This is a genomic window from Mycobacterium sp. Root135 (genome assembly GCF_001426545.1).
GTDB lineage: Bacteria > Actinomycetota > Actinomycetes > Mycobacteriales > Mycobacteriaceae > Mycobacterium.
Genome location: NZ_LMEZ01000009.1, coordinates 109,734 through 128,787, shown reverse-complemented (window position 1 = coordinate 128,787; position 19,054 = coordinate 109,734). Strand labels below are relative to the sequence as shown.

At 66.3% G+C, this 19,054-nt stretch carries 20 protein-coding genes; 12 read left to right on the top strand and 8 right to left on the bottom strand.

What is annotated here, in order from left to right; genetic code table 11:
- The first annotated feature begins 70 nt into the window (after positions 1–70).
- The gene (gene aceA, locus ASD37_RS26260; protein ID WP_056559930.1) at positions 71–2,359 is read left to right on the top strand and encodes an isocitrate lyase ICL2; all 2,289 of its coding nucleotides are present in this window, start codon (positions 71–73) and stop codon (positions 2,357–2,359) included.
- A 134-nt stretch (positions 2,360–2,493) separates the two neighbouring features.
- Positions 2,494–2,634, top strand: coding sequence for a hypothetical protein (locus tag ASD37_RS31700; RefSeq protein ID WP_156721118.1), 141 nt, complete (start codon positions 2,494–2,496; stop codon positions 2,632–2,634).
- 1 nt (position 2,635) lies between these two features.
- Here ASD37_RS31700 and ASD37_RS26255 read toward each other — a convergent pair whose 3' ends face one another.
- A complete protein-coding gene (locus ASD37_RS26255) occupies positions 2,636–3,403 on the bottom strand; it encodes a class II aldolase/adducin family protein (protein WP_056558689.1) in 768 nt (255 codons plus the stop codon).
- 137 nt (positions 3,404–3,540) lie between these two features.
- On the opposite strand from ASD37_RS26255, the gene ASD37_RS26250 reads away from it, so the two are divergent.
- The 3 genes from ASD37_RS26250 (at position 3,541) to ASD37_RS26240 (ending at position 6,846) form a co-directional block, all read left to right on the top strand.
- A complete protein-coding gene (locus ASD37_RS26250) occupies positions 3,541–4,671 on the top strand; it encodes a diguanylate cyclase domain-containing protein (protein ID WP_056558687.1) in 1,131 nt (376 codons plus the stop codon).
- A 323-nt stretch (positions 4,672–4,994) separates the two neighbouring features.
- Positions 4,995–6,068 carry a 3-deoxy-7-phosphoheptulonate synthase gene (locus ASD37_RS26245; protein ID WP_056558683.1) on the top strand — a complete coding sequence of 358 codons (1,074 nt, stop codon included), beginning with the start codon at positions 4,995–4,997 and terminating at the stop codon, positions 6,066–6,068.
- Positions 6,069–6,075: 7 nt separating this feature from the next.
- On the top strand, positions 6,076–6,846 hold the full coding sequence (locus ASD37_RS26240) for a DUF6498-containing protein (protein WP_056558679.1): 771 nt from the start codon (positions 6,076–6,078) through the stop codon (positions 6,844–6,846).
- On the opposite strand, the gene ASD37_RS26235 is transcribed toward ASD37_RS26240, so the two are convergent.
- Complete coding sequence (locus tag ASD37_RS26235) at positions 6,836–7,309, bottom strand: MarR family winged helix-turn-helix transcriptional regulator (protein WP_056558676.1); 474 nt, start codon at positions 7,307–7,309, stop codon at positions 6,836–6,838. The two genes, ASD37_RS26240 and ASD37_RS26235, sit on opposite strands and share 11 nt — an antisense overlap.
- 197 nt (positions 7,310–7,506) lie before the next feature.
- On the opposite strand from ASD37_RS26235, the gene ASD37_RS26230 reads away from it, so the two are divergent.
- The 3 genes from ASD37_RS26230 to ASD37_RS26220 are packed head-to-tail and all read left to right on the top strand — an operon-like array spanning position 7,507 to position 11,281.
- On the top strand, positions 7,507–7,950 hold the full coding sequence (locus tag ASD37_RS26230) for an MmpS family transport accessory protein (protein ID WP_056558673.1): 444 nt from the start codon (positions 7,507–7,509) through the stop codon (positions 7,948–7,950).
- Complete coding sequence (locus tag ASD37_RS26225; protein WP_370073094.1) at positions 7,947–10,781, top strand: RND family transporter; 2,835 nt, start codon at positions 7,947–7,949, stop codon at positions 10,779–10,781. Before ASD37_RS26230 ends, ASD37_RS26225 begins: the two co-directional genes overlap by 4 nt.
- The gene (locus ASD37_RS26220) at positions 10,778–11,281 is read left to right on the top strand and encodes a hypothetical protein (protein WP_235568560.1); all 504 of its coding nucleotides are present in this window, start codon (positions 10,778–10,780) and stop codon (positions 11,279–11,281) included. Before ASD37_RS26225 ends, ASD37_RS26220 begins: the two co-directional genes overlap by 4 nt.
- Here the strand turns inward: ASD37_RS26220 and ASD37_RS26215 are convergent.
- The 3 genes from ASD37_RS26215 to ASD37_RS26205 form a co-directional block, all read right to left on the bottom strand.
- Positions 11,243–12,439 (bottom strand): acyl-CoA dehydrogenase family protein, encoded by a 1,197-nt coding sequence (locus ASD37_RS26215; protein WP_056558668.1) that lies wholly within the window; start codon positions 12,437–12,439, stop codon positions 11,243–11,245. The two genes, ASD37_RS26220 and ASD37_RS26215, sit on opposite strands and share 39 nt — an antisense overlap.
- 68 nt (positions 12,440–12,507) lie before the next feature.
- Positions 12,508–12,849 carry a hypothetical protein gene (locus ASD37_RS26210; RefSeq protein WP_056558665.1) on the bottom strand — a complete coding sequence of 114 codons (342 nt, stop codon included), beginning with the start codon at positions 12,847–12,849 and terminating at the stop codon, positions 12,508–12,510.
- A gap of 224 nt (positions 12,850–13,073) precedes the next feature.
- Positions 13,074–13,688 (bottom strand): class I SAM-dependent methyltransferase, encoded by a 615-nt coding sequence (locus tag ASD37_RS26205; RefSeq protein WP_056558662.1) that lies wholly within the window; start codon positions 13,686–13,688, stop codon positions 13,074–13,076.
- Between the two features lie 86 nt (positions 13,689–13,774).
- On the opposite strand from ASD37_RS26205, the gene ASD37_RS26200 reads away from it, so the two are divergent.
- Both ASD37_RS26200 and ASD37_RS26195 read left to right on the top strand, forming a co-directional pair.
- Complete coding sequence (locus ASD37_RS26200; RefSeq protein WP_056558660.1) at positions 13,775–14,290, top strand: GNAT family N-acetyltransferase; 516 nt, start codon at positions 13,775–13,777, stop codon at positions 14,288–14,290.
- Complete coding sequence (locus ASD37_RS26195) at positions 14,287–14,949, top strand: HAD family hydrolase (protein WP_056558656.1); 663 nt, start codon at positions 14,287–14,289, stop codon at positions 14,947–14,949. Before ASD37_RS26200 ends, ASD37_RS26195 begins: the two co-directional genes overlap by 4 nt.
- Here ASD37_RS26195 and ASD37_RS26190 read toward each other — a convergent pair.
- Positions 14,946–15,347 (bottom strand): PaaI family thioesterase, encoded by a 402-nt coding sequence (locus ASD37_RS26190; RefSeq protein WP_056558653.1) that lies wholly within the window; start codon positions 15,345–15,347, stop codon positions 14,946–14,948. The genes ASD37_RS26195 and ASD37_RS26190 overlap by 4 nt on opposite strands.
- Before the next feature lie 352 nt (positions 15,348–15,699).
- On the opposite strand from ASD37_RS26190, the gene ASD37_RS26185 reads away from it, so the two are divergent.
- Positions 15,700–16,338 (top strand): hypothetical protein, encoded by a 639-nt coding sequence (locus ASD37_RS26185; RefSeq protein WP_056558649.1) that lies wholly within the window; start codon positions 15,700–15,702, stop codon positions 16,336–16,338.
- Positions 16,339–16,396: 58 nt separating this feature from the next.
- Here ASD37_RS26185 and ASD37_RS26180 read toward each other — a convergent pair whose 3' ends face one another.
- On the bottom strand, positions 16,397–17,245 hold the full coding sequence (locus ASD37_RS26180; RefSeq protein WP_056558647.1) for a DUF2637 domain-containing protein: 849 nt from the start codon (positions 17,243–17,245) through the stop codon (positions 16,397–16,399).
- Positions 17,242–17,481 carry a helix-turn-helix transcriptional regulator gene (locus ASD37_RS26175; protein ID WP_082570438.1) on the bottom strand — a complete coding sequence of 80 codons (240 nt, stop codon included), beginning with the start codon at positions 17,479–17,481 and terminating at the stop codon, positions 17,242–17,244. The genes ASD37_RS26180 and ASD37_RS26175 overlap by 4 nt, the downstream gene beginning before the upstream one ends.
- 120 nt (positions 17,482–17,601) lie before the next feature.
- On the opposite strand from ASD37_RS26175, the gene ASD37_RS26170 reads away from it, so the two are divergent.
- Positions 17,602–19,050 (top strand): ADP-ribosylglycohydrolase family protein, encoded by a 1,449-nt coding sequence (locus ASD37_RS26170; protein WP_056559929.1) that lies wholly within the window; start codon positions 17,602–17,604, stop codon positions 19,048–19,050.
- Positions 19,051–19,054: the final 4 nt, after the last annotated feature.

The following is a 19,054-nucleotide window of genomic DNA, read 5'->3' as shown; positions in this document are numbered from 1 at the left end:
CTTCCCGCGTGGCAACCGCCATACACTCGCACCATCACCAGGAAACATGCTCGACGAGGAGCTTGAACGCATGACGATGACCGAACCGGACGTCCAGGCCAGCACATCCTTCGACGACGACCTCGCCGCGACGCAGCGGTACTTCGACAGTCCACGCTTCGAGGGGATCGTCCGTCTGTACACCGCACGGCAGGTCGCCGAGCAGCGCGGCACCATCCCGACGGACTATCCGGTGGCCCGCGAGGCGGCCGGCGCGTTCTACGCCCGCCTCCGCGAACTCGGCGCCCAGCAGAAGAGCATCACCACCTTCGGCCCCTACTCGCCTGGGCAGGCCGTGACGATCAAGCGGATGGGCATCGAGGGCATCTACCTCGGCGGTTGGGCGACGTCGGCGAAGGGCTCCATCAGCGAGGACCCCGGGCCCGACCTCGCCAGCTATCCCCTGAGCCAGGTGCCCGACGAAGCCGCCGGCCTGGTGCGAGCGCTGCTCACCGCGGACCGCAACCAGCAGTACCTGCGCCTCAAGATGACCCCCCAACAGCGGGCCGCCACGCCGGCGGTCGACTACCGGCCGTTCATCATCGCCGACGCCGACACCGGCCACGGCGGAGACCCGCACGTGCGCAATCTGATTCGTCGCTTCGTCGAGTCCGGCGTTCCCGGCTACCACATCGAAGACCAGCGACCGGGGACCAAGAAGTGCGGCCATCAGGGCGGCAAGGTCCTGGTGCCGTCCGACGAGCAGATCAAGCGCCTCAACACCGCACGCTTCCAACTCGACATCATGCGGGTGCCCGGCATCATCGTGGCGCGGACCGACGCCGAGGCGGCGAACCTCATCGACAGCCGCGCCGACGAGCGCGACCAACCGTTCCTGCTCGGCGCGACCAACCTCAAGGTCCCGCCGTACAAGGCCTGCTTCCTGGCCCTCATGCGCAGCTTCCACGCCCAGGGCGTCACCGACCTGCGCGGTCATCTGCTCTACGCACTACCCGACGGGGAGTACGCGGCCGCCGACGCCTGGCTGGAACGCCACGGCGTCGCCAAACTCGTCACCGAGGCGGCGGCGAGCTGGAAGGACGGCAAGGAGACCTCGGTCGACGACCTCTTCGACACCGTCGAGTCGCAGTTCGTCGACGCGTGGCAAGCCGACGCGGGCCTCGAGACCTACGGCGAGGCAGTGGCCGAGATGGTGGCCTTCCGCGAGCGCGAGGGCGAGCCGGTGGCGCTGACCCCCGCGCAGTGGCGCGAGTTCGCCAAGACCGCGTCGCTCTACGCGGCGCGCGAGAAGGCCAGGGAACTGGGCGTCGACGTGCCGTGGGACTGCGAACGGGCCAAGACCCCCGAGGGCTACTACCAGGTGCGCGGCGGCATCCCGTACGCGATCGCGAAGTCGCTGGCCGCCGCGCCGTTCGCCGACATCCTGTGGATGGAGACCAAGACCGCCGACCTGGCCGACGCCAGGGAGTTCGCCAGGGCGATCCGCGCCGTCTACCCCGACAAGATGATGGCCTACAACCTGTCCCCCTCGTTCAACTGGGACACCACCGGCATGACCGACGACGAGATGCGCGCCTTCCCGGAGGAGATCGGGAAGATGGGCTTCGTCTTCAACTTCATGACCTACGGCGGCCACCAGATCGACGGCGTCGCCGCCGAGGAGTTCGCCACCGCGCTGCGGCAGGACGGCATGCTGGCGCTGGCGCGCCTGCAACGCAAGATGCGCCTGGTCGAGTCGCCGTACCGCACACCGCAGACCCTGGTCGGCGGCCCGCGAAGCGACGCCGCGCTGGCCGCGTCGTCGGGGCGCACCGCGACCACCAAGTCGATGGGCAAGGGCTCCACGCAGCATCAGCACCTGGTGCAGACCGAGGTGCCGAAGAAGCTGCTGGAGGACTGGCTGGCGCTGTGGGGCGAGCACTACCAGCTCGACGAGACGCTGCGCGTGCAGTTCCGCCCGCTACGCGCAGGTGGCGAGGTGCTCGAGTTGGGCATCTACGGCGACGGCGACGAGAAGCTGGCCAACGTGCTCGTCGACCCCATCAAGGATCGCAACGGACGCAGCATCCTGACGGTCCGCGACCAGAACACCTTCGCCGAGCACCTGCGCCAGAAGCGGCTCATGACCCTGGTGCACCTCTGGCTGATCAACCGGTTCAAGGCCGACGCGGTCTACTACGTGACGCCGACGGAGGACAACGTCTACCAAACCGAGAAGATGAAGTCGCACGGCATCTTCGCAGGCGTTCACGAGGACGTCGGCGAGATCGTCGTCGCCGACGTCAACCAGCCGCGCATCGACGAGTTGTTGGCGCCGGACCGCGAGGCGCTGATGCGGTTGGTTCGCAAGGAGGACTGACTCCCCGCGCTCCCCGCGATTTGGGCGCGGAAACTGTCGCTGAGCGAACGTTTCCGCGCCCGAATCGTCTGTTTCAAAGGGAGTTCACAGGCGGCGCTTCGGCGCTCATTACCTTGCGCCAGCACGCTGGAGCCATGATCGCTTCCTTGCTCGCCGTCGCCGTCGGACTCGGCGTCATGGTCCTCGTGGAGCTGAACTGGCAGCGCGCCCTCAACTCCGCCACCGACGCCGGCCTGGTCGCGAGGCCCACCGGAGAGGTGACGCTCGTACCGTAGGTCAGCCGGCGGGCAGGTACGTCCGCTGCGCCCACTGGAACGCTTGCCAGCCGGCGACCTCGTCGAACTCGTCGTGGACGCGCTCGGCCATGTCGGCGCTGATCGGGACGGCATCGCGAGCCTTCACCTGAACCTCGGCGCAGCGCTCCATCAACATGAAGAAGCCCACCGCCGAGTCGACCGTGGCCCCGACCGTCAGCAGCCCGTGGTTGCGCAGGATCACTCCGCGCGCCTCGTCGAGAGCGGCCGCGATGCGCTTGCCGCCGTCGAGCGACGCGATGCTGACTTCCTCGTCGTCGAACATCTCGTGGTCGCCGAAGAACGCGCACGCCTCCTGGGAGATCGGCGCCAGCTTGGTGACCGTCGCCGAGAACGGCGTGCCGTACGGCGTGTGGAAGTGCGCCGCCGAGACGACTTCCGGACGCGCCTCGTGCACGGGGGCGTGAATGTGGAACGCGGCCACGTTGATGTGCCCGCCGCCCTCGATCGTGCCGTCGGGGCGGACCAATACGAGGTCGTCGGTGGTCATGACGCGGAACGGGACGCCGTACCGGGCCAGCCAGAAGCAATCCGGCCGCTCGGGATCACGCGCCGAGATGTGCCCGTCGCCCAGTGACCCCCACCCCATCGCACCAATCACGCGGTACGCCAGGGCAAGACGGCGCTTGCGGTGGTCCCGGAGTTCGGCGGGATCGGCGATGTCCGGCTCGAAGGCGGAAGGGTCCAGGAAGGGGGCGGCGAAGCCACGTTCGGTCGAAGTGTCCGTCACCCCTCCACGCTATGCCAGGCGCCGAAGACTAACCACTGATCTTGAAGTTCGATTACTGTTTCCCGCGTGCTAACTGGCCGTTCCCGTGAGTGTGCCGATCGCGGTCTGCGCCTCGGCCCGTCCGCGCGAGGCTGACCGTGCTGTCCGCGGTGCTGCGTCGGCTTCACTCCGAGGATCGCTACTACTGGATCACCTCGATGCTGGCGGCGAGGGGCCATCAGCGCGCCACCTGCCGGCTGACCGCCCTCAACATCTTCGGCTGCGGCGCCCTGCCACTGCTGCTGATGCTCGGGGATCACGGCCCGACGGGTGCACGCGACCGTTCGATCGCCGTCGCGGTGTTCGCGTGCTGCGTCGCCTTGTCCACGATCTGGTTGAGGTCGAGTTGGCCGACGCGCAGGCTGTCCCAGCTGTCCACTCTGGCCGTCAGCGTCCTGGTCGGCGTCGCCTGTCTCATCGAGCGCGATCCCGCCATCGGCATGATGGGGGCCACCGCGTTCATCGCCGTGTCTGCGTTCGCCGCCGTCTTCCATGCAGGGTGGCTGTTGGCCTACACCTGGATCGCCGGAGTCGCGACACTCGTGGTGCAGTCGGTGCGCTTCGCCGGCGTGACGCCCGAGGTCACCGTGGCGGTGGTGGCCTTGTTCGCTCTCGTCAACGCCTTCGTAGTGTTCTGCTGTCGGAGCGTTGTCCGGTTGGTGGACAACGACGTTCACTACGGCGAGCTCGAACCGTTGACCGGGCTGCTGACACGTGACGCCTTCTCGGACCGCATCGCGACCATCGTCGCCCGCGACAGGGACGACGACCGCTTCCTGGCCATCGTGGTCGTCAGCCTCGACAGCTTCTCACTGCTGACCGCGATGGGTGGGGACGCAGGGGGGAATCAGGCCAGGGTGGCGATCGGGCAGCGACTGCGCGAGACGCTGCGGCGCGACGCGATCCTCGCGCACGTCGGCGAGTCCGAGTACCTCGTCGCCGACACGTTCCTCAGCACCGACGCCTCGGTGCTCACCGACCGACTGCAGCACACCGTGCGCACCGCCCCCTACCGACTCACCGCAAGCATCGGCACCGTGGTCACGCCACTGGACGACCTCGTCGGACACCCGCCGCACGACGTCGTCGAGGAACTCATCACGATCGCCACCTCTAACGTGTACTTCGCCCGCCGTAGCGGCGGCCAGCGCACCGAGACCACCGTGAACCCCGAGCTCACGTCGCTGAGGAACGCCGACGAGTGGGACGACGACGATCTGACGGCCTAGCCGCCACTTTGCCGTCCCGACTCTGCGCGTGCTGCGACCGCTTCTCGCACTTCTTCGCAGTGACCGCAGAGTCGAGGCAGGCAGGCCGGTCGACGGCCAGGTGATTGACGCGGTATGGTTCCTGCCGTGAACATCGGCACGCGCAGCTATTGGCGCTTTATCTCGGCTCCGGGTGGAGCCTGCGATAAGGCGCTTTAGACTCGACGCGCGATACGCCACCCGGAGCCCCAGCAGTGACCACATGGTCGCTGCTTTCGTCATTTCAGGGCTCCGAATCCTCCACGGGTGAGCCCTGAGAACCACTCACAGGAAGCCCGAACATCGTGACCATCACCAGCCCCGCCGCAGACGTCGCAGACGCGCAGACCACCTCCGACCGGCGGATCGTGTCCTTCCGTCCCGTGCCGCCACCCGCGCAGATCCTGGCCGAACTCCCCCTCGACCGCGACGGCGCCGCGGCGGTTCAACGCCACCGCGACGAGATCACCGAAATCCTCGCCGGCCGTGACGACCGACTGCTCGTCGTCGTCGGTCCCTGCTCGGTCCACGACCCGGTGGCCGCGCTGGACTACGCGCACCGCCTGGCGCCCCTGGCCGACGCCTACGCCGATCGGCTGAAGATCGTCATGCGGGTCTACTTCGAGAAGCCCCGCACCACCGTCGGTTGGAAGGGCCTGATCAACGACCCCGGCATGGACGGCACCTACGACGTCGAGCGAGGGTTGCGCACGGCCCGCGGACTGCTGCTCGACATCGGTGCGATAGGACTCGCCGTGGGCTGTGAATTCCTGGAGCCGACGAGCCCGCAGTACATCGCCGACACCGTGGCGTGGGGCGCGATAGGGGCCAGGACCACCGAGTCCCAGATTCACCGCCAGTTGGCCTCCGGGCTGTCGATGCCCGTCGGGTTCAAGAACGGCACCGACGGTAGCGTTCAGCCGGCCGTCGACGGTGTGAGAGCCGCTGCGGCACAGCACGTCTTCTTCGGAATCGACGATCTCGGCCGCGGCGCCATCGTCGAGACCGCGGGCAATCCCGACTGCCACCTGATCTTGCGCGGCGGATCCTCGGGCCCCAACTACGACGCCCGCTCCGTCGCCGCGGCGATCGAGGGCGTGGTCGCCGCTGGGCTGCCCGGCAACGTCATGATCGACTGCTCGCACGCCAATTCGGGCAAGGACCACGTGCGCCAAGCCCTCGTCGCCGACGAGATCGCCGCCCGGATCGCCGACGGGGAGCAGGGCATCAGCGGGTTGATGCTGGAGAGCTTCCTGGTGGCCGGCGCCCAGCCCGTCAGCGGGCACCTCGTCTACGGCCAGTCGGTCACCGACGCGTGCATGGACTTCACCACCACCGCCGGAGTGCTCGGACGCCTGCACGACGCGAAAGCCCGATAGCTCCACCGTGACTCGCTTCGTGTCGCCGCTGATCCTCCTGGCGGTCATCGCCGTCCCGGTCGTCGGGTGGTTCGTCGGCGGCTGGGCGGGCGGTACGACGCTCGTCGTCTACTGGTTCGAGACGGTGGCCGCGTCTGTGTTCGTCTGCGCCCGGATCCTCCTGCACCGTCGCTGGACACCCCGTCAGGGGCACTTCAGGTATCAGGCGGGCGGGACGACTCGGCGCGGCGCGCAGCGGTCGTCCTTCCTCGCGGGCTTCGCGGTGACCAGTTTCGGCTTCTGCGGCGTCCACGCCGTGTTCCTCTGCGCCATCCTGTTCCTGCTCGGCAGGGAGGACAATCGCGAACTCGCCCACGTCGACTGGCGCACAGCGGGTTTCGGCGGCCTCGTCGTCCTCGGGTTTCTGACCGCAGACTTCGCGATGGATGTGCTCAGCCTGCGGCGGTGGTCGTTCTGGCGGCTCGAACAGCTCGCCCACCGAGGACTGAGCCGGGTGGTCGTCGTCCACCTCACGCTCGTCTTCGGGCTGATCGGGATCGCCCTGACCGATGCCGCCGACGCGTTGTTCGGCATCTTCGTCGCCCTCAAGACCCTGGCCGCACTGAGCATCGCACTGCCGCAATGGGAGCCACGGGAGGCGCCGAAGTGGTTGAGCGGCATGATGAATCGCGTTCCCCGGGTCCGCTCCGACGAACGGTTCGAGGACTCCTGGACGAGGGACCGCGACGCCGAAATCGCTCGCCGCGAGCGCAACGAGGGGCGGTGGGTCAGCCCGTGACGTCGCCGTCGGCGTGCATGTGCAAGCCGGCGGCCTGCCGCATCTGACCGAGAACCCGCACGACCACCTGAGCGGCCAACCACAGCGCCACCCGATCGTCGGGACCGACGTCGTCCAACATGTCGGCGATCCGCTGGCGGCGGACGTCGGCCCGGCCGTCCCACATCCGCCTGCCCGCCTCGCCGATCACCACCAACGACGCCCGACCATCCGCGGGGTCGGCGCGCCTCTCCACCAAGCCCTGGCGCTCCAGGCGCTGGACCAACTGCGTCATCGCCGACTGACTGGCGCCCTCGGCCTCGGCGAGTGTCGTCAACCGCATCGGTCCTTCACGATTCAGCCGATTCAGCGCCAGGGTGGCGCTGGCACTCAACTCGTCGCGGTCGGCCAGGTATCGCCACATCGTGTCCGCCCCCATCTCGACCATCTCGGAGATCACGTCGACCTCACCGGCATTCTTCATGATCGATTTATATCACCCGAATGATGCAATGAGCGGGTTGCAACGAAACCAGCCGCGGGATTATTCCGGTAGCTACGATGTGCCCCACCAGTCACGTTGGTTTCTGTACGAATGCTGTGGGGCCTGCCGTCAGGATTGATCAATTGATCGTTCATAGGATATAAATCGTCGGTGCCAATGGGCCGAGGGGTGAACGAATGAGCCAACGATCAAGGGCCAGGACCTTCCTGGAGAGAGCCTGGCTACCGCTGGTCGCCGTCATCGCGGTCACCGTCGGCGGGGTGAGCATGTGGAAGGTGCACCAGGCCTCGGCGCCCGGACCGGTGATCACCGTCAACGGCCCGCAGGCCCCGCCGGAGTTCGTCCCCAAACAGCTCACCTACGAACTGGACGGCTCACTCGGCGGCAGCGGCATGCTCTCCTACCTCGACGTCGACGGCCATCCCCACACGGTCAACCTCGACACTCTGCCCTGGTCGCACACCGAGACCACCACGCTCACCGTCGTCTCGGGCAGCATCTCGGCCCAGGTCCACGGCGGCGACGTGCACTGCCGAATGTTGGTCAACGGCGTCGTCCGCGACGAACAATTCGCCAACCGTGAGGACGCCGACGTCACCTGCCGGGTGAAGTCCGCGTGAGCGCGCACCGGGCGAAACGTCCGTTCGTCGCGAGAACCGTTCGGCTCCTTGCCATTCCGATCATCGTGTTTTGGGGTCTGATCGCCGTCACGACGAACACCTTCATCCCGAAGGTTGAAGACGTCGCGACCGAACTCGCAGGCCCGATGATCCCGACCTACGCACCGTCGCAGGCGGCGATGCTGCACATCGGCGAAAAGTTCCAGGAGTCGACGTCCACCAGCCTGACGATGGTGGTGCTCGAAGCGGACCACCCGCTCAACGATGCCGACCATCGGTACTACGACGACCTGATGCTGCGACTGAAGAACGACCCCAAGCACGTGCAGTACGTCATGGATCTGTGGGGGAAGCCGTTCTCAGCCGCAGGCGCGCAGAGCGTCGACGGCAAGTCCACGTTCGTGCTGCTGCGGCTTGCCGGCGACATCGGCCAGATCGAGGCCAACCAGTCCGTCGACGCGGTCCGCGCGATCGTCGCCAACGACACCCCGCCGCCGGGTCTCAAGGCTTACGTCAGCGGCGCGGCACCGCTGGCCTCCGACACACTGGCCATCGCCAACTCCAGCCTCAACAACATCACCATCGTCACGATCTTCCTGATCATCGCGATGCTGCTGTTGGTCTACCGCTCCCCCAGCACGGTGCTGATGCCGCTGGCCACCGTGCTGTTCGAGATGCTCATCGCCAAGGGGATCGTCTCCACCCTCGGCCATTTCGGCGTCATCCCGCTGTCGTCGTTCGCGGTGAACATCGTGGTGGCCCTGACGCTGGGCGCCGGGACCGACTACGGGATCTTCCTGATGGGCCGCTACCAGGAAGCCCGCCAACTCGGCGAGACCAGGGAGGAGGCGTACTTCACCGCCTACCGCAGCGTGACACCCATCATCGTCGGTTCGGGGCTGACCATCGCCGGCGCCGGATTCTGCCTGAGCTTCGCCCGCCTCGACTACTTCCACACCATGGGCCCGGCCGTCGCCATCGCCATGCTGGTCACCATCTCCGCGGCGCTGACGCTCGGCCCGGCGATCCTGACCGTCGGCAGCCTGTTCGGGCTCTTCGACCCAAAGCGGTTGGTACGCGGGCACTTCTACCGGCGGATCGCGGCCAGTGTGGTGCGGTGGCCGGTGCCCATCCTGGCGGCCAGTTGCGCCGTGGTCATGATCGGGGCGCTGTTCGTTCCGACCTACCGCGTCAGCTACGACGACCGCGCGTACCAACCGACCGACGCGGCCGCCAATCAGGGCTTCGCGGCCTCGGACCGGCACTTTCCCCAGAGCAAGCTGTTCAGCGAAATGCTGATGGTCGAGTCCGACCACGACATGCGCAACTCAGCCGACTTCATCTCACTGGACCGGGTGGCGGGCGCACTCATCCGCGTTCCCGGCGTCGCCATGGTGCAGAGCATCACCCGACCGCTCGGCCGGCCGCTCGACCGCGCCACCCTGCCCTACCTGTTCACCACCCAGGGCGGGGCCAGCGGGCAACAGCTGCCCTTCAACCAACGGTCCAACGCCGACACCGACGAGCAGGCCAGAATCCAGGCGGACACCGTCGCGACGTTGAGCAAGACCATCGACCTCAACCAGAAGCTGGCCGACGACCTGCACGCCACGGTGCTCACCTTCGAGAACCTGCAGGCCGTCACCGAAGAGATCAACGCCGACATCTCCAATCTCGACGACACGTTCCGGCCGCTCAAGAGCTACTTCTACTACGAGCCACACTGTTTCGACATCCCGCTGTGTTACGCCTTCCGGTCGCTGTTCGACGGCTTGGACGGCATCGACAGTCTCCGCGAACAGATCGGCAACGCCGTCACCGACTTTCAGGCCGTCGACGCCCTGATGCCGCAACTGGTGGCCCAGTTGAAGATTCAGCGCGACCAGACGCAGATGCTGCAGTCCGTCATCGTGCAGTCCTACGGCCCGGCGCACCTGCAGTCCACCCAGACCGGTCAGACGTTCGACGATCTGATCAACGTGGGCAACGACTTCGACGCCTCCCGAAGCGATTCGTTCTTCTACATGCCCAGAGAGGCCTTCGACAACGACGACGTCAAGGCCGGCATGCAGTTGATGATGTCGCCGGACGGCAAGGCCGCCCGCTTCATCGTCACTCACGAAGGGAACGCCATGGGCCCCGAAGGGGTCGAACACGTGGAGAAGTTCCCCGAGGCCATCCAGATCGCTCTCAAGGAAACCTCGTTGGCCGGCGCCAAGATCTACATCGGCGGTGCGGGGTCGAACAACTTGGACATCAAGACCTACGCCGCGTCGGATCTGCTCATCGTGGCGATCGCCGCGTTCATCCTGATCTTCCTCATCATGCTGTTCATCACGCGAAGTCTGATGGCCGCGTTGGTGATTCCCGGTACGGTCGCGTTCTCGTTCGCCGGCGCGTTCGGGCTGTCCGTGCTGGTCTGGCAGCACCTGATCGGCCTGCACCTGCACTGGCTGGTGCTGCCGATCACGTTCATCATCCTGGTGGCCGTCGGGTCGGACTACAACCTGCTGTTGATCGCCCGCGTCAAGGAGGAGTTGGGGGCCGGGCTGGACACCGGGTTGATCAGGGCGCTGGGAAGCACGGGCGGGGTGGTGACGTCTGCCGGCCTGGTCTTCGCGTTCACCATGCTTGCGATGCTGACCAGTGACCTGCGGACCATCGGCCAGGTGGGCACGACGGTGTGCATCGGTCTGCTGCTGGACACGTTGATCGTGCGTTCGTTCATCGTGCCGTGTCTGCTGAGACTCTTCGGGCCGTGGTTCTGGTGGCCGACGCTGGTACGCAGACGCCCGCTGCGGCAGGCATCGGATTTCGGAGTGCGGCAATGACTTCGGTTCCGTGGGCCCTGCTGGCGACGATCGCCTTCGTGGCCGTCGTGGTGTTCGCTGCCCTCGCGTCGGTGGGCGTCGCACGTCTGGTGCGTCGACCGACGATGCCGTTGAGCGAGCACATCGGCGCGACGCAAACGGCGTTGACGAAGCTCCGCAAGCGCGAGCCGATGACCGACGAGGAGGTGGCCCTGGCCAGGCAGACGACGTCGGACCGTGGCTCGTTCCTGGCGCTCTGCATCCCGGCGACCATCTTCAGCATCGGGTGCTTCTACGTCTTCGGGAGCCTCGAGCACCTGCACGGTGCCACCCCGTCGGAGCGGACGTTCCTCGGGGTGATTCCGATGTTCACCTCGACCAACCTGTTTCTGCGAATGGTCAAGAGCGCCAGCCTCAGACGGCGGCTGAAGAAGGGCACCCCTCCGGCAGTCACCGGAGGGGTGCCGCCCATCGCGCAAGACTCAGACCGTGGGGCTGATTCGCTCGGGAAGCCCCAGTAGCGCCTTGCCGAGGACCTCGTAACCCACGGTGGCGTTCTGTCCAGCGTGGCGGGCGATGACGTTCGCATCGCGCCACACCTTCTGCATCGGGCTGGACCCGGCGAATCCCCCTGCGCCGTACAGGTCGGCGGCGACGTTGACCGCCTCCAGCGCGTGGGTCATGGCGTAGCCGCACTGGGCCCGGATGTGAGCCCGCGCAGCGTAATCGGGCCGAAGTCCCCGCGCCGCCGCGGCGTCGAGCTCGTCGACGACGTGCTCCGCGTGCAGGCGGGCGGTCTGCAATGCGAGGGTGGCGCGGGCGAGCTGAATCTGCACGCCCACCGAGTCGGCTTGCCGGTGGTAGACGGTGTGGTGCAGCGGCTTGGCGTCGGCCTTCTCGGTGGCGAGGGCCAGTGCGGCCCTGGCCAAGCCCAGCAGTGGGGACAGGATCGACAGGGAGAGAACCGATCCCGTGTGCGGCCGGTCGTCCACCTCGTCGGCGCCGTCGGTGGCCCCGCCGTCGGCGATGTCGGACAGTCGGATCGTGCGGTGGGCGGGGACGAACACGTCCTCGGCGGCTATGTGATGTGAACCCGTGCCCCGCATGCCGACGGTGTGCCAGGTGTCCTCCACGGTGAGCTGCGACATGGGGATCAGGCACAGCAGCACCTCTGGTGTGCCGGCGTCGTCGGGGACCAACGCGCCGACCGCCGCCCACGTGGCATGCGGCGAGCCGGATACGTAGGGCCAGCGTCCGGTGACGAGCAATCCACCGTCGACGCGCTGGGCAGGTGTCGGAGTGATGCTGCCGGCGATCCGTGCGTCGGGGTCCTCGCCGAAGACGTCCTGTCGAGCTTGTTCGGAGGCGAGCCCGACCAGCCACCCCGCCACCGCACCGAGGCTGACGACCCAGGCAGCCGAGCCGTCGACCTCGGCGAGCGTTTCGGTCACGGTCAGCAGGGTTCGCAGATTCGCCTGCTGGCCACCGAACCGTCTGGGCACCAGCAGACCGAAGAGTCCCGCCTCGGTCAACGCCGCGATGACCTCGTCGGGCTGGCGACGATGCAGGTCGCCGTATCCGGCGTGCTTGCGCAGTAGCGGCTGCAAGGCGACCGCCCGTGCCACCAATTCTTCGGACGTCGCGGCGGGATGCACGTCGGCGGAGGTGTGAACGCTCATGACAGGACCTTTCGGGGTGTGGCTAGCGGGGGGTGAGTGCTGATCATCTTGTGGCGCAGCAACTTCCGTCACAGTGGAATGAAGTCGCCAAAGAGCCAGAATCCCCAGATGCCACGCCCGCGATCGAAGAACGGTTCCACGCGTGAGCCGCGGTAACTGAAGGGACGGTGATCGCGACGTCCGTCGTCGAATCCGCGCTGATCCCAACGCCGGTCGTCGAACCTGAACCCACCCCGCCCGTCGTGGCGGCCGTCGCCACCTCGGCCCTGGCAGAAGTGCCCGAAGCACCGGTCCTGATGAAATCCGCCGCTGTCGGCCAGTGCGGTTCCAGCACCTGCCCCCAGTCCGAGGGCACCCGCGCTCAGTGCGCCTGCGATCGCTACTCGTGCGGTGATCTTCGCCAGTTTCATGCTGCGTTCTCCTTCGACGTTGCAACGAGGCCCCGCCCAGCCGACTCACAGAGTCGGCCATCCGGCGGGGTGCGATCCGTCGACCGCAAGTCGTTGTCGTGCAACGCTTCCTGGTGACCGAATCGCATGAACCCAGCATGTCCGGCCAAGAGCCGTGCTACTTGAAGAGAACGTGGAGAACGGATGGAGAACGCCGTCGGCTCACCCGAGGGCGTCGTCGTGCGTCAGGGCTTGAGCCACCGCCACTGCGCCGTCAACCAGCCCTGCGCACCGGGAAGCCGGTCGCGCACCGCGGCGACGACGCCCGGCCATAGCAGGTCGTCGTAGTCGTCACCCGACAGCCAGCCGCCGGCCTTCACCTTCGGCAACCACGCGTCGATGTCGGCGGCGACGCTGTCGTAGTCGTGTCGGGCGTCGAGGTGCACCCAGGCCAGCGAACCGTCGACGAAGAAGTCGGCGGCCTTGGGCGACGAGCTGATGAAGACGTGGACGTCGTCGGCGAACCCGCAGGCGATCACGTTGCGATGCAACAGACCTGCGAACGTCCCACCACCGTATTCGACCGCCGGGCCGTGGGCGTTCTCGCTGGCGAGGCCCTCCTCCCCGCTGCCGCGGCAGGTGTCGACGCCGACGACCGTGAAGTCGCGCTCCGAGGTGCGCACCACGTCGGCGAGCGAACACAGGCTGCGGCCGAGATAGGAGCCGACCTCGACGAAGATGCTGCCCTCTTCGAACACCTCGACGGCTTCCTGTTGACCTTCGCGCCAGTGGAACCAGCCGGGGATGTCCGACCAGTGGTTGACGTCTGTGGCGAATGCGTCCTGCGGTGGGTGGCTCACCGTGAGGCGGTTCCCCGTTCGGGGCGCCGATAACCTCGTCGCGCTCGGGTACGTTGACCGAAGGCCGCCACGACGGCAGGAGTTCGATGACGAAGTACGCCCCGATGGCGACGTCGCTCGCCACGCACCGCCTCGACCTGCGAGCGCGCGACGAAGGCGACGCGCAGTGGAATCACGAACTGCTCGGCGAACACGACGGCGGCACCGCCTTCTCGGTGGACGAGGTGCGCGCACGGCTGGCCGAGCAGCGAACCATGGCTCTGGGCAACGGCATTCGCCTCCTCACCATTCGCCGTCGCTCCGACGGCGTACCCATGGGGTACTGCGGTCTCATCGTCGGCAGATGCAGTCACGACGAGCCCGAGATCGTCTACGAACTGTTGAAGCGCTTTCACGGTCACGGCTACGCCACCGAGGCCGCCCGTGCCGTGCTGGATGCGGCATTCGCCACGGGCCGCACCCGGATCTGGTCGACCGTTGGCGCATGGAACGCGCCGTCGCTGCGCGTGCTGGAGAAGGTCGGCTTCCGCCGCGACCACGAGACCGTCGTCGGAGACCGCGGCGTCGTGGTCTACCTGGTCTGCGACGCCGGGTCGACGTGACGGATCTTCGGGCCGTGGTCTTCGACTGGCGCGGCACCTTGGTGACGACCCTGGCCGCCGCAGAGTGGGTCGGCAAGGCCATGGCCCTGCTGGGCCGCGATCGGGACGCCGAGTCGGTGGCGCACGTGCTGACCGCGATTTCGCACGCCGACGGGGAACCGAGCCGGCTGGAAGCCGACGGCGTCGACTGCGACGCGCGGCGGCACCGGGACACCTACTACGCGGTGTTCTCCGACGCCGGCTTGGACGAAGGCCTGTCGGATGCGCTGTACGCGGTGGAGTCGGATCCGACGCACAACCACTTCGCCGACGACGTCGCCGAGACGCTGCGAGCGGTGAGGGGTGGAGGATGTCAGGTCGCAATCTTGAGCGACATCCACTTCGACCTCAGACCGTCGTTCGTCGCGGCCGGCTTGGACCGTTTCGTGGACGAGTACGTGCTGTCGTTCGAATGTGGTGTGCAGAAACCGGATCCGGCCATCTTTCACGCGGCGCTCGAGGCGTTGGGTTCGAGCCTTGAGCACACGTTGATGGTGGGTGACCGGGCGTCGCACGACGGCGCTGCGGTCGGGCTCGGGATGCCGACGCTGCTCGTCCCGACGTTGACCCATCCGGGGCAACGACGGCTGGACTCGGTGCGGAACCTCGTCGGCCGTTAGCCCGCAAGCCTGCTGATGTGCACCATCTGAGTGGTGTGCGCGCACAACTCGTCTGCGTCGTCGTGGACTTCCGTCCTGACCGTGGCGAGAGTTCTGCCGATCTTCAGTGGCGTCGAGGTGGCGGTTGCCGTGCTTCGGACGGGACGTAGGAAGTACGTGGTGGACTCAGCGGTGCTCCACACGCAGCCCTCGTCGACGTTCAACGCCACGCAGACGGCGGAGGCGACATCGCAGACGCTCATGACCGCGCCGCCGTGGAGGCCTCCGCCGAGCGTGGACAGCTCGTGTGTCGTCGGCAGGACGGCCTGCACCCGATCGGGCGTCAGCGTCGGGAAACGAATGCCCAGCGTCGCCGCGAATGGCGCGAGTGCGTAGATCTGGTCCTCTGTGATGTCCATCGTCGCGCGAGCCTAGATGACCGGCGTGGTCGCCGAGTCAGAGGCGGGACCGTCCGACGGAATCCGATGTCACCGGTGATATCGGATTCGTGGGAGCGTCGTGAGCTGGCCGCTAGGTCGGCGTGCTGACCTGCTGAAACTGAGTGGAGCTAAGGGGAATCGAAATCCCTCCTTACGGACGCAGAAATAGCGCCTGAGCTGCGGATTCGCATAATTCAGTAGATCGGTCACGACGCGAAACAACGGCTCGCGACCTGCGAGAACAGTGAGGAGTGTTGACGCCGTCAACGGACCGTCAACACGGCGATTCAGCTCAAGACTTCGCTGATCCTCGGATGGAAAGGACTCCCCCATGACGAACGCGAACCTCACGTTGATTGCCGCCCTGCTGGACCGCTCTGGCTCGATGGAGGACTGCAAGAGGGCCACTGAGAGCGGGTTCAGCGAGATGATGGCCAAGCATCGCTCGGAGCCTAGCGAGGCGATTGTGACGCTGGCGATCTTCGACGATGAGTACGAGGAGGTCTACGCCGACGTGCCAATCGCCGAGGTTCCTGTCTTGAATCTGGCCCCTCGCCACATGACGGCGATGCTCGACGCCATAGGCCGGTTCGTCACCGAGATCGGTGAGCACCTCTCCAGCCAGGACGAGGCCGACCGACCCGGCACCGTGATCTGCCTGATCATGACCGACGGCATGGAGAACGCCAGCCAGGAATGGTCCTGGGATCGCGTCAAGACACTGATCACCCAACAGCGCAAGCAGTACAACTGGTCGTTCGTGTTCTTGGGGGCCAACATCGACGCCGTGAAGGTAGGCAGCCGCATCGGGGTGCCGAAGGCCACGGCAATGACCTACAACGCCGACGACGACGGGGTCTCAGCCGCGTACTCGGTGGTTGGTCGGGAGATGGTCAGGCGTCGCTCGGGATTGGAGATGGCGTTCTCCGACGAAGACCGGCACCAGGCAACCGGTGGGGTCAAGAATTAGGACCGCTTCAGGTCGAGCTCCGGTTCCCACTCCTTGCATTGCCGAGATGAGGTTGGCATCAGCCTGCGGCGGCGAGATGGTGCTGTTGACGGGCCGCTGCGGCCTCCACGATCCGTTGCGCAGTCCTGTAGTTGACCCCGGACGCTTTGGCAGCGGCATTGATCGTCGCACCGTCACGGCGTGCAGCCAGTACCGCGATCACTGTCTCGACTGGTTGCGTCGTGACCCTCGATGCACGCAAGTCTGAGGCAAGGTTTGCGTCGTCAGTTGCTGCTCCAGATTGCACTGGATCGTGCACTGTCTGCGCCGAGTCGGATCGCGGCGTTGCGGGAGTTTGCTTCCCGGTGGTTGCGCCCAGCATTCGCCCGGCACTGGAAATAGGCCTGTCGAACTGGGTCTCTGCGCTGTGAATCGGCGCGCCTCCCTGGCCCTGCGTTCCTGTAATGCGTGCAGTAGCCGCGCCCACGGCGCGTGAGCGACCAGCTGGCTTGTCGCCGAGCGCAACCAGCATCATTGTGCTCACCGCCACCGTCGTGTCGATGATCGCGGGGAAGACCCATGCGATCGCAGAGCTATACCCGATGGCATGCATCAAGTCGCGCAGCGCCAGGAAGCTCACCGAGAAGGCCCCGACTCCAATGGCCCCCACGGCAACGACAGCCCAGCGGTACACCGGGCCGGATGCCCCTGCGCGAACGGCCAAGGCAATGCCATGCACGGCGGCGAGCAGGGCAATAGGAGGAACTGCTGCGGCACCGATCTGGATCATGACGTGAGGTACGAAGGGCAGTACCGCATGCGCGACGTTGCCGACGAGGCTGACCGTGGTCGCACCGATGAGGAAGCACCAGAAGAACCGGACCGCACGAAGGTGGCCCTTCTGGGCGATCTCGGTCTGCGCGGTCATCGCTTCCCCCTTCCCGGGGTGAGATCGAACCTCATCGTTTGCCCATTCACCAGGACGGCGATCTCGGCACTTGCGCCCAGTGCGGCGAGGTACGACGCCAGAGTGCTCATGAACATGTCACCGGCACGCGCCTGACGTTCGACCTTGCTGACCTGCGCCTGGCCGACTCCGAGATTGGCAGCCACCTCGACCTGCGTCATACGAGCTGCTTTACGTATCGCGACAAGATCGACCATCCACTAATAGTACTCCAAACGAATACTGCTTCAAAGGAATACTACTCCTCGAGTCTTTGTTCTAACAAACAGCGAGAACGCACTGTTTACCGCGTTCTGACTAACAGAGGGGTGGCCGTCATGGAGTACACGAACGCACAACTGGACCGGGCCGAGGGTGTGTTGCTGGGCACTGCAGCTGGAGATGCGCTGGGCGCACCGTATGAGTTCCAGCCCGCCCGTGGGCCGGAGGAGAGCGTTGCCATGGTCGGTGGCGGAGTCTTCGACTGGGAGCCCGGCGAGTGGACCGATGACACCTCGATGGCCATCGCTATCGCCGAGGTAGCAGCTAACACCGGAGACCTCCTGGACGAGGAGAGTCAGAACGCCCTCCTACAGGGTTGGCACGGCTGGATGAAGAACGCCAAGGACATTGGGGTCCAGACCAGCAGCGTCCTGCGTACTGCTGGCTGGATGGGTATCGGAGTGGTCACCGCACGCAATGCGTCCAAGGCGTTGCATGACCGAACCGGGCACACTGCGGGCAACGGCTCGTTGATGCGTACCGCACCTGTGGCCTTGGCCTACCTCGACGACGAGTTTGGGTTGGTCGAGGCGGCCCGTGCCATCAGCGAATTGACGCACTTCGACCCCGAAGCCGGTGATGCCTGCGTGTTGTGGTGCTGCGCGATCCGCCGTGCAGTCCTCACCGGGGAGTTGGACGTTCGGTTCGGCCTGCATCACATCCCCGAGGAACGCCGCCAGACGTGGATCGACCGCCTGGACCTTGCCGAGAAGTCCCATCCCTCGGACTTCCCCAACAACGGCTGGGTGGTGTCGGCCCTGCAGGCTGCGTGGTCGGCCATCTCCACCACCCCGGTTCCCGTCGAAGACCCGGCATCTGGGACGTTCCGTGCTGATCACCTTCGCCTGGCACTCGATGCAGCTGTCCGTGCTGGCAATGACACCGACACTGTGGCGGCCATCGCTGGCGGCCTGCTCGGTGCTGCCTATGGGGCCAGCGCAATTCCTGCCGAATGGCGACGGGTACTGCACGGTTGGCCTGGTCTCGACTCACGTGGCGTGATTGCACTTGCCAGAGCCGTCGTGATCCAGGGTGAAGGCGACGAGTTCGATCCCAACTACCCGGGCCATGCGACCGATGTGCTTGTACGCCATCCCTACGACGATGGCCTATGGCTTGGCGGTGTCGGCATCTTGCGTGACCTGCCCCGAAACATTAACGCCGTCGTGTCGCTCTGCCGAGTTGGCGACGACGACGTGCCCCACGGCATACCTCACGTTCAGGTCCGACTGATCGACGGTGAGAAGCCTGACGAAAACCCGAATCTCGACTTCGTCCTGTTCGATGCGGCGACCACCGTTGCGCGACTGCGGCAGGAGGGACGGACTGTGCTGCTGCACTGTGTCGCGGCATTCAGCCGGACCCCAACGGTCGCCGCTCTTTACGGCGCACGCCTTCAAGGTGTGAGCATTGACGAGGCACTCAGCGACGTCACTACAGTCCTAGCGGGCGCTTACCCGAATCTGGCCTTCCGGGCTGCGCTGCGACGGCTACATGTGGTGTGAGCAA

What these genes read in the sequence shown, in the direction of transcription:
- ASD37_RS26180 (WP_056558647.1), bottom strand. Translation starts at nt 17,245, where the DNA reads ATGACCGCGCAGACCGAGATCGCCCAGAAGGGCCACCTTCGTGCGGTC.
- ASD37_RS26170 (WP_056559929.1), top strand. Translation starts at nt 17,602, where the DNA reads ATGGAGTACACGAACGCACAACTGGACCGGGCCGAGGGTGTGTTGCTG.
- ASD37_RS26210 (WP_056558665.1), bottom strand. Translation starts at nt 12,849, where the DNA reads ATGAAACTGGCGAAGATCACCGCACGAGTAGCGATCGCAGGCGCACTG.
- ASD37_RS26185 (WP_056558649.1), top strand. Translation starts at nt 15,700, where the DNA reads ATGACGAACGCGAACCTCACGTTGATTGCCGCCCTGCTGGACCGCTCT.
- ASD37_RS31700 (WP_156721118.1), top strand. Translation starts at nt 2,494, where the DNA reads ATGATCGCTTCCTTGCTCGCCGTCGCCGTCGGACTCGGCGTCATGGTC.
- ASD37_RS26175 (WP_082570438.1), bottom strand. Translation starts at nt 17,481, where the DNA reads ATGGTCGATCTTGTCGCGATACGTAAAGCAGCTCGTATGACGCAGGTC.
- aceA (WP_056559930.1), top strand. Translation starts at nt 71, where the DNA reads ATGACGATGACCGAACCGGACGTCCAGGCCAGCACATCCTTCGACGAC.
- ASD37_RS26190 (WP_056558653.1), bottom strand. Translation starts at nt 15,347, where the DNA reads ATGGACATCACAGAGGACCAGATCTACGCACTCGCGCCATTCGCGGCG.
- ASD37_RS26215 (WP_056558668.1), bottom strand. Translation starts at nt 12,439, where the DNA reads ATGAGCGTTCACACCTCCGCCGACGTGCATCCCGCCGCGACGTCCGAA.
- ASD37_RS26230 (WP_056558673.1), top strand. Translation starts at nt 7,507, where the DNA reads ATGAGCCAACGATCAAGGGCCAGGACCTTCCTGGAGAGAGCCTGGCTA.
- ASD37_RS26220 (WP_235568560.1), top strand. Translation starts at nt 10,778, where the DNA reads ATGACTTCGGTTCCGTGGGCCCTGCTGGCGACGATCGCCTTCGTGGCC.
- ASD37_RS26235 (WP_056558676.1), bottom strand. Translation starts at nt 7,309, where the DNA reads ATGAAGAATGCCGGTGAGGTCGACGTGATCTCCGAGATGGTCGAGATG.
- ASD37_RS26200 (WP_056558660.1), top strand. Translation starts at nt 13,775, where the DNA reads ATGACGAAGTACGCCCCGATGGCGACGTCGCTCGCCACGCACCGCCTC.